The 11929-nt window shown below is 68.0% G+C and carries 11 protein-coding genes; 3 read left to right on the top strand and 8 right to left on the bottom strand.

Annotated features, from left to right (window positions below; translation table 11 throughout):
- Window positions 1–17 precede the first annotated feature (17 nt).
- From metW to V6D91_RS05030, 6 genes are all read right to left on the bottom strand, one after another.
- Window positions 18–614 carry a methionine biosynthesis protein MetW gene (gene metW, locus V6D91_RS05055; RefSeq protein ID WP_347318340.1) on the bottom strand — a complete coding sequence of 199 codons (597 nt, stop codon included), beginning with the start codon at window positions 612–614 and terminating at the stop codon, window positions 18–20.
- The gene (locus V6D91_RS05050; protein ID WP_347318338.1) at window positions 614–1771 is read right to left on the bottom strand and encodes a homoserine O-acetyltransferase; all 1158 of its coding nucleotides are present in this window, start codon (window positions 1769–1771) and stop codon (window positions 614–616) included. Before V6D91_RS05050 ends, metW begins: the two co-directional genes overlap by 1 nt.
- Before the next feature lie 33 nt (window positions 1772–1804).
- Window positions 1805–2101: a DUF167 domain-containing protein gene (locus V6D91_RS05045; RefSeq protein ID WP_347318336.1), complete on the bottom strand. Its 297-nt coding sequence runs from the start codon at window positions 2099–2101 to the stop codon at window positions 1805–1807.
- Complete coding sequence (locus V6D91_RS05040) at window positions 2098–2661, bottom strand: YggT family protein (RefSeq protein ID WP_347318335.1); 564 nt, start codon at window positions 2659–2661, stop codon at window positions 2098–2100. Before V6D91_RS05040 ends, V6D91_RS05045 begins: the two co-directional genes overlap by 4 nt.
- Before the next feature lie 215 nt (window positions 2662–2876).
- Window positions 2877–3701 (bottom strand): pyrroline-5-carboxylate reductase, encoded by an 825-nt coding sequence (proC, locus tag V6D91_RS05035; RefSeq protein ID WP_347318332.1) that lies wholly within the window; start codon window positions 3699–3701, stop codon window positions 2877–2879.
- A gap of 52 nt (window positions 3702–3753) precedes the next feature.
- The gene (locus tag V6D91_RS05030) at window positions 3754–4485 is read right to left on the bottom strand and encodes a YggS family pyridoxal phosphate-dependent enzyme (protein WP_347318330.1); all 732 of its coding nucleotides are present in this window, start codon (window positions 4483–4485) and stop codon (window positions 3754–3756) included.
- A 33-nt stretch (window positions 4486–4518) separates the two neighbouring features.
- Between V6D91_RS05030 and V6D91_RS05025 the strand changes: the two genes are divergently transcribed.
- From V6D91_RS05025 to V6D91_RS05015, 3 genes are read left to right on the top strand one after another with little or no spacing between them, the layout of a single operon-like run.
- Window positions 4519–5553, top strand: a complete 1035-nt coding sequence (locus V6D91_RS05025) for a type IV pilus twitching motility protein PilT (RefSeq protein WP_347318329.1) — start codon at window positions 4519–4521, stop codon at window positions 5551–5553.
- An 11-nt stretch (window positions 5554–5564) separates the two neighbouring features.
- Window positions 5565–6740, top strand: coding sequence for a PilT/PilU family type 4a pilus ATPase (locus tag V6D91_RS05020; protein WP_347318327.1), 1176 nt, complete (start codon window positions 5565–5567; stop codon window positions 6738–6740).
- A gap of 6 nt (window positions 6741–6746) precedes the next feature.
- The gene (locus V6D91_RS05015) at window positions 6747–7910 is read left to right on the top strand and encodes a PilT/PilU family type 4a pilus ATPase (protein WP_347318325.1); all 1164 of its coding nucleotides are present in this window, start codon (window positions 6747–6749) and stop codon (window positions 7908–7910) included.
- A gap of 38 nt (window positions 7911–7948) precedes the next feature.
- Here the strand turns inward: V6D91_RS05015 and V6D91_RS05010 are convergent, their stop codons facing one another.
- On the bottom strand, window positions 7949–10774 hold the full coding sequence (locus V6D91_RS05010; RefSeq protein WP_347318323.1) for an EAL domain-containing protein: 2826 nt from the start codon (window positions 10772–10774) through the stop codon (window positions 7949–7951).
- Complete coding sequence (gene tal / locus V6D91_RS05005) at window positions 10771–11928, bottom strand: transaldolase (RefSeq protein ID WP_347318321.1); 1158 nt, start codon at window positions 11926–11928, stop codon at window positions 10771–10773. The genes V6D91_RS05010 and tal overlap by 4 nt, the downstream gene beginning before the upstream one ends.
- Window position 11929: the final 1 nt, after the last annotated feature.

The following is an 11929-nucleotide window of genomic DNA, read 5'->3' as shown; positions in this document are numbered from 1 at the left end:
GGGAGCCCTCCCGGGGGTTAAGCCTTCTCCAGCCGGTACACCGCCGCCTCGCCCATCAGGTTGGGCAGGAGCCTCATCAGCGCGCCGCTGCGGTGGTGGCTATCGACGATTTCGCGGTCGAGGATGCGCAGGCCCAGTTCCTCGCACAGGGTCTCGAAGTCGCGCACCGTGCACAGGTGGATGTTGGGCGTGTCGTACCAGCCGTAGGGCAGTGCGCGCGTCACCGGCATACGCCCGCCCAGGGCGTACTGCACGCGGTTCTTCCAGTAGCCCATGTTGGGGAAGGTGACGATGGCCTCGCGGCCGATGCTGACCATCTCCGTCAGCAGGCGCTCCGGGTGACGCATGGCCTGCAGGGTGTGGGTCATGATGACGTAGTCGAAGCTGTCCGCGTCGAACCAGGGGGTGAGGCCCTGATCGAGATTGGCGTGGATGACGGGGATGCCGCCCTCGACGCACCGGGTGAGTTTCTCGACGTTCAGCTCCAGGCCGTAGCCGGTCACGCCGTGGCTCTCGCGCAGTTGGCGCAGCAGGGTGCACTCGCCGCAGCCGAGGTCGAGCACGCGGCTGCCAGGCTTGATCCAGTCGCCGATGATTTCGAGATCCACGCGCATCAGGCAGCCCCCCCTTCGATGTCTGCGGCGACGCGGCCCATGTAGGCACGGAACACGTTCATGTAGTCGGGGATCGGAACCAGGAAGGCATCATGGCCGTGGCTGGATTCGATCTCGGCGTAGGTGACGCGCTTGTCGGCATCCAGCAGGGCCTTGACGATCTCGCGCGAGCGCGCGGGCGAGAAGCGCCAGTCGGTGGTGAAGGATACCAGCAGGAACTCGGCGGGCGTCTCGGCGAAGGCGCGGGAGAGGTCATGGTCGAATTCGGCCGCGGGGTCGAAGTAGTCCAGCGCCTTGGTCATCAGAAGGTAGGTGTTGGCGTCGAAGCGGTCGACAAAGCTCGTGCCCTGGTAGCGCAGGTAGCTCTCCACCTGGAACTCGACGTCGAAGCCGAAGTTGATCTTGCCGGCGCGCAGCTCGCGGCCGAACTTGGCGCGCATGGCGTCGTCGGAGAGGTAGGTGATGTGGCCGAGCATGCGCGCCAGCATCAGGCCCTTGCGCGGCACCACGCCGTGCTCCTGGTAGTAACCGTCGTGGAAGTCGGGGTCGGCGAAGATCGCCTGGCGCGCCACCTCGTTGAAGGCGATGTTCTGCGCCGAGAGCTTGGGCGCGGCGGCAATCACCACCGCGTGGCGCAAGAGGTTCGGGAAGCTGATGGCCCACTGCATGACCTGCATCCCGCCGAGGCTGCCGCCGACCACCGCCGCCCACTGGCTGATGCCGAGCCGGCGCATCAGGCGCTCCTGGCTGCGCACCCAGTCGGCCACGGTGACGATGGGGAAGTCCGGGCCGTAGACGCGCCCGGTCTCCGGGTTGACCGTGGTGGGGCCGGTGCTGCCGCGGCAGCCGCCGAGGTTGTTCAGACAGACGACGAAGAACCGGCTGGTGTCGATCGGCTTGCCGGGGCCGATGGCGGCGTCCCACCAGCCGGGCTTGCGGTCCTCCATGCTGTGGTAGCCGGCAGCGTGGTGGTCGCCGGACAGGGCATGGCAGATCAGCACCGCATTGGAGCGGTCGGCATTGAGGGTGCCATAGGTCTCGATGACCAGCTCGTAGCGCGGCAGGGTCTTGCCACTGTCGAGCGTGAGTGGCTCGTCAAAGGCAAGGGTCTGGGGGGTCACCAGACCGACGGAATCCGGCGGCAGAACGGTGGGCATGATGCTCGGCAGGAAAGACGTAGAAGGACGATATTAGCGCGGCGGCAGGGGTGGCGGAAGGATGCGCGGGGCGTCGATCGCCACGCGCTTCTCTCTTCCGGTATGGCCGGCGAGCAGTTCGACCCGCGACTTGGGCACGCCGAAGGCCTCCGCCAGCAGTTCGATCAGGGCCTTGTTGGCCGCGCCGTCCACCGGCGGTGCATTCAGATGCACACGCAGGCGCCCCTCGCGCACGTCCGCCAGCCCCGCCTTGCTCGAACGGGGTTGCACGCGCAGGCTGAGGATCAGCCGCTCGCCCTCCCAGCGGAACCACTCGGGCGCATCGCTCACAGCGCCAGCCCCACCAGCACCGGCAGCACCATCAGCTTGATCATCTGCACCAGAAGCAGTAGGGCAAGGGGCGAGAGGTCGATGCCGCCGAGGTCCGGCAGGAGGCGGCGGATCGGACGCAGTAGCGGGGTGATCAGCTGGTCCAGCATGCGAGCCGCGGGGGCGCGCTGGGCGTTCGGAAACCAGCTGAGCACGGCGTGGATGATGATGCCCCAGAACAGCATGTCGAGCATAACCTCCAGCACATGCATGGGGGCGAGCCACAGCAGGGGCAGGAAGGCGGACACGCCACCGGTGATGGTGTAGGCCAGAAACAGGAACAGCAGGGCCAGGAGTACTGCCGCGAGCAGGGAGGCGGCATCCTGCCCGGCGACCGGCGGGATGACACGGCGCAGCGGTTCGAGCAGCGGGTTGGTCAGGCGGACGATGGATTGGGTGATGGGGTTGTAGAAGTCGGCCCGCGCCGCCTGCAGGAAAAAGCGCAGCAGGAGGAAGATGATGGCGATGTCGACCACCATCCGCAGCAGGAGGACCATCGGCTGGGTGAGATTCGTTTCCATGCGTGTTGGGCGTTAGAGGTGAATTCTGGCAAAGAGGTCGGAGGGAAAGCCTTGAGGGCCCGATCGCCGCGACACGCGGCTCCTACCCGCGGCCGATCGTAGGAGGCCCGCCCTCGGGCCGACCTTCCGGCCCGATCGCGCCGGGGGCGGCGCTCCTACGCGGCCTCGCTGGATCCATGGGGTGTATCGCCGCGATGGCGTTGTGCAAGCCTTCCCTAGGCTTGGTCCAGCAGCGTGCCGAGCTCATCGGCGCGCTCGAAGGCGGCCTTGAGTGCGTCCGCAAAGCCCTGCCGCAGGCCCTCCGCCTCGAGCGCGGCGATGCCGCGCTCGGTGGTGCCGCCGGGCGAGGTCACCCGGGCGCGCAACACGGCGGGATCGTCCTGGGACTCGAGCGCCAGGCGCGCGGCGCCGAGCACGGTTTCGAGGGTCAACAGGCGCGCGGTGGCGGCATCCAGTCCGAGCTTCTCACCCGCCGCCTGCATCGCCTCCATGACCAGGAACACGTAGGCCGGGCCGCTGCCCGAGAGGGCGGTCACGGCGTCGATCAGCCGCTCCTCGGCCACCCACACCGTGGTGCCGACGGCGCGCAGGATGGACTCGGCCAGGGCGCGCTCGGCGGCGCTGACCTCGTCCGGGGCGAACAGGCCGGTCGCCCCGGCCTGCACCAGCGACGGGGTGTTGGGCATGGCGCGCACGATGCGCGCATGGCCGCCCAGCCAGCGGCGCAGGGTGGCCACCCGCACCCCGGCGGCGATCGAGATCACCAGCTGCTCGGGACGTAGGGCGGGCGCCAGTTCGCGCGCCACGGGGCCGAGCGCCTGCGGCTTGACGGCGAGGACGACGACCTGGGCCTGCTCGAGAGCCTTGAGGTTGTCGGCCAGGGTGCACACGCCCAAGCCTTCGAGCTGGGCGCGGGCCTCGGCATGGGGGTCGGCGACGCACAGCCGCTCCGCCGGATGGTCGTTGCGGATCAGTCCGCCCACCAGGGCGCGGGCCATGTTGCCGCCGCCGATAAAGGCAATCAGGGGTTTGTCGTTCATGGTGTCCTGGATGCGGTTTTGCGGTGGATGGAGACTAGCAGAAAGTCCGTGGTCAGTGGCCAGGGCGCGGGCGCGCACCAAAGATGGCGCTGCCCACGCGCACCAGGGTGGCGCCCTCGAGCACGGCGGCTTCGAGGTCATCGGACATCCCCATCGACAGGGTGTCCAGCGGCAGCCCCTCCGCCCGCAGCTGCTCGAACAGCGCGCGCACGCGGCGGAAGGCCTCCCGCTGGGTGGCCGGGGCCGTGGCGGGGGCGGGGATGGCCATCAGGCCGCGCAAGGCCAGGCGCGGCAGCCGCGCCACGGCCTGTGCGAGGTCCCTCACCTCCTCCGGGGCCACGCCGGATTTGGTCGGCTCGCGGTCGATGTTGACCTGGATACAGACATTCAACGGCGGCAGCGCGGCCGGCCTTTGCGCGCTCAAGCGCTCGGCAATGCGCAGGCGGTCCACCGAGTGCACCCAGGCAAAGCGCTCGGCCACCGGGCGGGTCTTATTGGATTGCAGCGGGCCGATGAAGTGCCACTCGATGGCAAGGTCCGAAAGCGCATCCTGTTTCGCCAGGGCCTCCTGCACGTAACTCTCGCCGAAGGCCCGCTGGCCGCAGGCGAAGGCTTCCCGCAGGCGCTCGGCCGGCACGGTCTTGCTGACCGCCACCAGCTGGGCCGCATCGGGCGCACGGCCGGCTTCGGCCAGGGCACGGGCGAGCCTTGCGCGCACCGCCGCAAGCCCCGTGCAGCCTGCCTGCGGTTGCACGGGCGCGGTCACCGAAGTACCTTCACTCATCGTTGAATTCCCATCCTTCGTTCAGGGTACGCCATGGATATTGAAACCTTGCTGGCCTTCTCGGTGAAGAACGGGGCCTCCGACCTGCATCTCTCCGCCGGCGAACCCCCGATGATCCGCGTGGACGGCGACATCCGCCGCATCAACGCCCCGGCGCTGCAGCACAAGGACGTGCACGGCATGGTGTACGACATCATGAACGACAAGCAGCGCAAGGAGTACGAGGACAACCTGGAGACCGACTTCTCGTTCGAGATCCCCGGCCTCGCCCGCTTCCGTGTCAACGCCTTCGTCCAGAACCGTGGTGCGGGCGCGGTCTTCCGCACCATTCCGAGCAAGGTGCTGTCGCTCGAGGACCTGGCTGCGCCCAAGATCTTCAAGGAGATTGCCGACCAGCCGCGCGGCATCGTGCTGGTGACGGGGCCGACCGGCTCGGGTAAGTCCACCACCCTGGCGGCGATGATCAACCACATCAACGAGAACGAGTACTCGCACATCCTCACCATCGAGGACCCGATCGAGTTCGTGCACCAGAGCAAGAAGGCGCTGATCAACCAGCGCGAGGTGCACCGCGACACCCACAGCTTCTCCAATGCCCTGCGCTCTGCCCTGCGCGAGGACCCGGACGTGATCCTGGTGGGCGAGATGCGCGACCTCGAGACCATCCGTCTGGCCCTGACCGGCGCCGAGACCGGCCACCTGGTGTTCGGCACCCTGCACACCTCCAGCGCGGCCAAGACCATCGACCGGATCATCGACGTGTTCCCGGCGGCGGAGAAGGACATGGTGCGCGCCATGTTGTCCGAATCCCTGCGCGCGGTCATCTCGCAGACCCTGCTCAAGAAGGTCGGCGGCGGCCGGGTGGCGGCGCATGAGATCATGGTCGGCACCCCGGCGATCCGCAACCTGATCCGCGAGAACAAGATCGCCCAGATGTATTCGGCCATCCAGACCGGCCAGCAGCACGGCATGCAGACCCTGGACCAGAACCTCAAGGAGCTGGTGGCGCGCAACATCATCACCCGTGAGACGGCCCGCTCGGCAGCCGCCAACAAGGCTGACTTCTAAGGAGCACCCTCATGGATCGCAACCAGGCCATCGGCTACATCCACGACCTCCTGCGGCGGATGGTGGAGAGCGGGGCTTCCGACCTGTTCATCACTGCCGGCGCACCGCCTTCCGTCAAGCTCAACGGCTTGGTGACGGCGCTTACCACCCAGTCCCTGTCGAACACCCATTGCGACCTCTTGACCCGTTCCATCATGAACGACAAGCAGACCGCGGAGTTCGAGGCCCGGCACGAGATCAATTTCGCCATTGCCCTGCCCGGGGTGGCGCGCTTCCGCGTCAACGCCTTCACCCAGCGCGGCTCGGTGGGCATGGTGCTGCGCCTGATCCGCGCCGACATCCCGAGCTTCGAGGAGCTGCAACTGCCCGGTATCCTGCGTGAGCTGGCCATGACCAAGCGCGGCCTGGTGATCTTCGTCGGCGCCACCAGTTCGGGCAAGTCCACCTCGCTCGCCTCGATGGTGGACTACCGTAACGAGAACAGCCAGGGGCACATCGTCACCATCGAGGACCCGATCGAGTTCGTCCACCGGCACAAGAAATGCCTGGTGACCCAGCGCGAGGTGGGGGTGGACACCGAAAGCTACGAGGTGGCGCTGAAGAACACCCTGCGTCAGGCCCCGGACGTCATCCTGATCGGCGAGATCCGCGATCGCGAGACGATGAACCACGCCATCGCCTTCGCCGAGACCGGCCACCTGTGCCTGTCCACCCTGCACGCCAACAACACCAACCAGGCGCTGGACCGCATCATCAACTTCTTCCCCGAGGAGCGCCGCGCCCAGCTGTTGATGGACCTCTCGCTCAACCTCAAGGCCGTGGTCTCCCAGCGCCTGTGCCGCGCCGAGAACGGCAAGGGCCGGGTGCCGGCGGTGGAGGTGTTGATCAACACCCCGCTGATGGCCGACCTGATCTTCCAGGGCAAGGTGCACGACATGAAGGACCTGATGAAGCGTTCACGCGAGAGCGGCATGCAGACCTTCGACCAGGCCCTGTTCGACCTCTACGAGGCAGGCAAGATCAGCCTCGAGGAGGCCCTGCGCAACGCCGATTCCGTCAACGACCTGCGCCTGGCGATCAAATTGAACAGCAAGCGCGGACGGACCCGCGACCTGATGGCCGACACCGAGAACATGAGCTTCAAGGACGATGACGAGGGCGTCGGCTCCGGCCTGCGGATGGGGTAAGGCGGCATGAGCAACAACGTCCCCGGCGCGACCCTGCAACTCGACCCCTACCTTAGGCTGCTCTCCGAACGCGGTGGCTCCGACCTGTTCTTCACCACCGGCGCCCCGCCGCAGATCAAGATCGAGGGCGAGATGCGCCCGGTCGGCCAGTCCCCGCTGCCGCCCGGTGGCACGCAGCGGATCATCTTCCCTATCCTCTCGCCCGAGCAGATCGCCCGTTTCGAGAGGGAGCTGGAGCTGAACCTCGCGGTTTCAATCGAGGGGCACGGCCGTTTCCGGGTCAACGTGTTCATGCAGCGCGGCGAGATCGCGGCGGTCATCCGCCACATCAAGGAGCGCATCCCGAGCTTCGAGGAGCTGCGCCTGCCGCTGCATCTGCGGGAGCTGGTGATGGAGAGCCATGGGCTGGTGCTGGTGGTCGGTGCCACCGGCTCGGGCAAGTCCTCGACCCTCGCCGCCATGATCGACCACCGGGTGAAGAACCGCACCGGCCATGTGCTGACCATCGAGGATCCGATGGAATTTGCCTTCAGGCACGGCCGCTCCATCATCAACCAGCGCGAGGTCGGGGTGGACACCCACTCCTATGCCAGCGCCCTGAAGGAGGCGATGCGCGAAGCGCCGAACGTGATCCTGATCGGCGAGATCCGCGACAAGGAGACGATGAGCCACGCCATCGCCTTCGCCGACACCGGCCATCTGTGCCTCTCCACCCTGCACTCCACCAACAGCTACCAGGCCTTGGACCGCGTGCTGCGCTTCTTCCCGCCCGAGGCGCGTGACCAGCTGTTGATGGACCTCTCGCTCAACCTCAAGGCCATCATCTCCCAGCGCCTGGTGATGGGGGTGGACGGCAAGCGCCTGCCGGCGGTCGAGGTGCTGCTCAATTCGCCCTACATCAGCGACCTGATCCGCCGCGGCCGCGTGGATGAGATCCCCGCCATCATGGCCAAGGGTGGCATCACCGGCATGCAGACCTTCGACCAGGCCCTGTTCGATCTCTACCAGCAGGGGTTGATCAGCAAGGAGGAGGCGCTGCGCCAGTGCGACTCCCGCCGCGACCTGGAGTGGCGGATGAACTTCGGTGGCGAGGCCGTCTTCCAGAGCGCCGCCGAGCCGGGACCCGGCGAGTCCGAGCCCCCCCCTATCCCAACGCTGCCGCCGATCTGACTTGGGGCGGGGTGAGGGTGTCAGCGCACTGAACCCTCTCAGCCCCCCTCTCCCTGGCCCTCCCCCCCCAGGGGGGAGGGAAGTTGCTCCGCGCCAAAGCCTTCTCCTGCAACCTCGCTGCCGCCCGCTGCCTGGCGAGCCAGCAGCTCCCCGAACGCCTCGGCGGTCAGGGGCCTGCTGAAGTGGTAGCCCTGGATCTCGTCGCAACCCAGTGCGCGCAGATAGGCGAGTTGGGCGTCGTTCTCCACCCCTTCGGCGATGGCGCGCATGCGCAGGGAGTGGGCCATGGCGACCACCGCGCTGGCGATGGCGGCGTCCTCCTCGTCGTGGGGGATGCCGCGCACGAAGGACTGGTCGATCTTCACCGCGCTGATGGGGAAGCGCTTGATGTAGGCGAGCGACGAGTAGCCGGTGCCGAAGTCGTCGATGTCGATGTGGGTCACCCCCATGGCCTGGATGCGCAGCAGCACCTCGGCGGCATGCCCGGGATCGAGCATGAGCATGCTCTCGGTGACCTCGAGCTCGATGAAGGCGGGGTCGAGCCCCGTCTCGTTCAGCGCCCGCCGCACGATGGCCTCGATGTCGGTACGCAGGAACTGGCGCGCGGACAGGTTGATCGCCACCCGGACCTTCGGCAGGCCTGCATCCTGCCAGGCCTTGTTCTGTGCGCAGGCCGCGTGCAGCAGCCATCCGCCGACCTGGTCGATGAGGCCGGTCTCCTCCAGCAGTGGCACGAACACGCCCGGCGGGACCAGCCCCACCTCCGGCCGTTGCCAGCGCAGCAGGGCCTCCGCGCCGCAGACCAGGCCGGTGGCGAGGTCCAGCTTCGGCTGGTAATGGAGCAGGAATTCACCACGCTCCAGCGCGCGGCGCAGGGCGTTCTCCAGCTCCAGGTGCTCGAGGGTGCGCTGGTTCATCTCCGGCGAGTAGAACTGGTGCGTGTTGCGCCCCCGGTCCTTGGCCTGGTACATCGCGGTGTCGGCATTCTTCAGCAGGTCCTCGATGCGCACCCCGTCGTTCGGGTAGAGGGCGATGCCGATGCTGGTGGTGGCGAACACCTCGTGTCCGCTGACCTGCATCGAGGGCGCCAGGGCGTCGATGATCTTATGGGCGACCTGGGCCACGTCATCCACGTGGGTGATGTTCTCGAGGATGATGGTGAACTCGTCCCCGCCCAGGCGGGCGACGGTATCCTCCATCCGCACGCAGGTGCGCAGCCGCTGGGCCACGGTCTTGAGCAGCGCATCGCCGGCCTCGTGCCCCAGGGTGTCGTTGATCATCTTGAAGCGGTCCAGGTCGAGAAACATCACCGCGACCTGATGGCCGCTGCGGTTGGCGCGCACCAGGGCGCGCTCGAGCCGCTCGTGGAACAGGCTGCGGTTGGGCAGGCCGGTCAGCGGGTCGTAATGCGCCAGGTGGTCCAGCCGCTCCTCGGCCTGGCGGCGCTCGATGGCGATGGAGGCGAGGTTGTTGCCGATGCGGATCAGCTCGGCATCCTGCGGGGGCGCGCTCGTGCCTGGCCGGTAGTGCTGCAGGATCAGGCCGAGGAACTGACCGCTGGAGGAGGCGATGGGTGTGACCGCATGGGGAACCACATCGAATCCGCCGACGAAGCGACGATAGGTCGCCCAGCGGCCGTCCTGGAGGATGTCGGGGAGGTCCGGCATGGGCATGCGGGCATCGCAGCAGCGCACCGGGATGACCGAGGGCTCAGCGGTGAGGATCTCGGCATAGGTCTTGGGCAGGCCGCGGCCGGTCGAGATGCTGAACGTGGTGGCCTCCTCGCTCTCGCGGAACAGGATGGCGCAGAACATCTGCCCGGAGAGTTCCTCCAGGCTGCGTGCGAGCTCGGTCATCGCCGCCGAGATCGGCTCGCCGCCGACCACCATCTCCAGCACACGCTTCTCCACCGCCATCAGGGCCTCGGCCCGGCGGCGTTCGCTCACATCACGAAAGCTCGACACCCGGCCGATGGCCATCCCCTCCACCCACTCGGGGCGGGAGTGCCATTCGAATACCCGGCCATCGATCAGCTCCAGGGTTTCGCGGCCCTCGCGCTCGGGCTCGGCGGCCAGTTCACGCCGTATCCGCAGGAAGTGGTTGGGTTCGCGCAGCTGGCGCAGGATCAGTGACCAGGCCTCCTCGTTGTCGATCTCGCCGATCGGGGCCGGCAGCCGCCACATGGTCATCAGGCGCTGGTTGCCCACCACCATCCGCCCCTGGCCGTCCTCCACCAGGATGCCGTCAGCGGTGGATTCGAGGGTGGCGGCGAACAGGGAGAGTGACTGCTGGAGCCGGTCCTCGGCCTGGCGTCGCTCCGCGATCTCCTGCAGGGCAAAGCGCAGGGTGCGCAGGGGGTAGAGGCGCAGCAGGTGGTAGAGCAGGAAGCCGAGGAAGGCCCCAGGCAAAAGCATGAGGGCGGATACGATCAGCAGCGGTCGCAGCGAGCGTTCCAGGCTTACCACGCCGATCACCTGCTGCTCGACGAGGATCGGTGCCCGGTGCCTGATGACGGGGGGGCGGGGCACCTGCCCCGCCTTCGCGACCGTATCGCCGCGCGTGTTCAGCAACGCACGGTGCTCCGCTCCACCGTGCAGCGTATCGCGCAGGAAGAGGGGGATGAGGCCGCTCAGGTCGGCCGGGACCTTCTTTCCGCCGGCTGTCTCGCCAAGCAGGCGGGCCTGCAGGACGGCCTCCGTTTGCAGGGCGCCGATCTGGTACTGGTAGCCAAACACGAAGGTCAGCGCGCTCACCGCCAAGGTCAGTACCAGCGCGGCGGTGCCGGCGATGCGGTTGACCGTCGAGCCGAGCTGGCGGGGCGGCGCGGGGGCGGCGCCCGTGGGCGACTCGCTCACGGTGGTCATGGCGCCGATGGCGGGGCGGCCGTGGCGACCAGGGCGAGCAGGCGGTCGTAGCTGTCCTGGAACAGGGCCAGCCCGTCCTCCTGCAGGCGCGCGGCCACGGCGCCGTCGAGATCGATGCCGAGCCCGGCAAGGCGTGCGACATGCGCCTCGTCCTGCGCCAGATCGGCCGCTGCGTGGCGCCCGATCCGGCCGTGATCGACCAAGGCAGCGAGAGTGGCATCCGGCAGGGTGTTGATGGTCTCCGGCCACATGATGGGTTCCACGTAGAGCAGATCGCTGTAGGCCGGGTTCTTGGTGCCGGTGCTGGCCCACAGCGGGGTCTGCGGACGGGCCCCGACGGCGCGCAGGTCGGCGAATTCGGGGCCGTGGAAGATCTGCACATAGAGGGCCTGGCTGCGGGCGGCCAGGGCGAGCGCGGCGCGGCCGCGCAGGGCCATGGACTCGGGGCTGCCCTCCGCCTCCAGACGGGTATCCGCCAGGGTATCGACGCGGGAGAGAAAGACGCTGGCCACAGAACGCACCGCCCGCGCCTCGCCGCCAGCCTCAATCCAGCGCCGCAGCCCGTCTAGATAGGCACGGAACACGGCCGCCAGCTGGGGCAGGCCGAAGATCAGGGTGACGTTGACGCTGACGCCTTGCGCGACCAGCTCCGCGAAGGCCTGCACGCCCGCCGGGGTGGCCGGCACCTTGATCATCAGGTTGTCTCGCCCGGCCAGCCCGCGCAGGCGCTCGGCCGCGGCCACGGTGCCCTCCACATCGTGGGCGAGATGAGGCGAGACCTCCCAGCTGACATAGCCATCCCACCCTTCGCTCGCCTCCCACACGGGGGTGAGCAGGTCGCAGGCCATCTGCACGTCGCGCGCGACCAGTCGCTCGTAGACGGCCTCGGCATCGCCATGCTCGCGGTAGAGGTTGCGCAGGTCCGCGCGGTAGTAGGCGGGCGTTTCGCGCAGGGCCCGGTCGAGGATGCTGGGGTTGGAGGTCACTCCGCGGATGCCGAGCTGGTCGATGGCCTGCTTCAGCCTGCCCTCGAGGAGGAGGGCGCGGGAGAGGTTGTCCAACCACAGGCTCTGCCCTGTGAGGTCAAAGTAGCCGCAAAGGTCCTGCATGGCTCGTCCACTTCCGATGGTGCCGACGAACCAACTGTAGCCCATG

Source organism: Thiofaba sp. EF100, assembly GCF_039822285.1.
GTDB lineage: Bacteria > Pseudomonadota > Gammaproteobacteria > Halothiobacillales > Halothiobacillaceae > Thiofaba.
Note: the sequence above shows the minus strand (reverse complement) of the source record. Positions and strands in the feature narration are given on the sequence as shown.

Coding starts and splice junctions, on each gene's coding strand:
- V6D91_RS05025 (WP_347318329.1), top strand. CDS start 4,519: ATGGATATTGAAACCTTGCTGGCCTTCTCGGTGAAGAACGGGGCCTCC.
- V6D91_RS05020 (WP_347318327.1), top strand. CDS start 5,565: ATGGATCGCAACCAGGCCATCGGCTACATCCACGACCTCCTGCGGCGG.
- V6D91_RS05040 (WP_347318335.1), bottom strand. CDS start 2,661: ATGGAAACGAATCTCACCCAGCCGATGGTCCTCCTGCTGCGGATGGTG.
- V6D91_RS05030 (WP_347318330.1), bottom strand. CDS start 4,485: ATGAGTGAAGGTACTTCGGTGACCGCGCCCGTGCAACCGCAGGCAGGC.
- V6D91_RS05010 (WP_347318323.1), bottom strand. CDS start 10,774: ATGACCACCGTGAGCGAGTCGCCCACGGGCGCCGCCCCCGCGCCGCCC.
- proC (WP_347318332.1), bottom strand. CDS start 3,701: ATGAACGACAAACCCCTGATTGCCTTTATCGGCGGCGGCAACATGGCC.
- V6D91_RS05015 (WP_347318325.1), top strand. CDS start 6,747: ATGAGCAACAACGTCCCCGGCGCGACCCTGCAACTCGACCCCTACCTT.
- metW (WP_347318340.1), bottom strand. CDS start 614: ATGCGCGTGGATCTCGAAATCATCGGCGACTGGATCAAGCCTGGCAGC.
- tal (WP_347318321.1), bottom strand. CDS start 11,928: ATGGGCTACAGTTGGTTCGTCGGCACCATCGGAAGTGGACGAGCCATG.
- V6D91_RS05050 (WP_347318338.1), bottom strand. CDS start 1,771: ATGCCCACCGTTCTGCCGCCGGATTCCGTCGGTCTGGTGACCCCCCAG.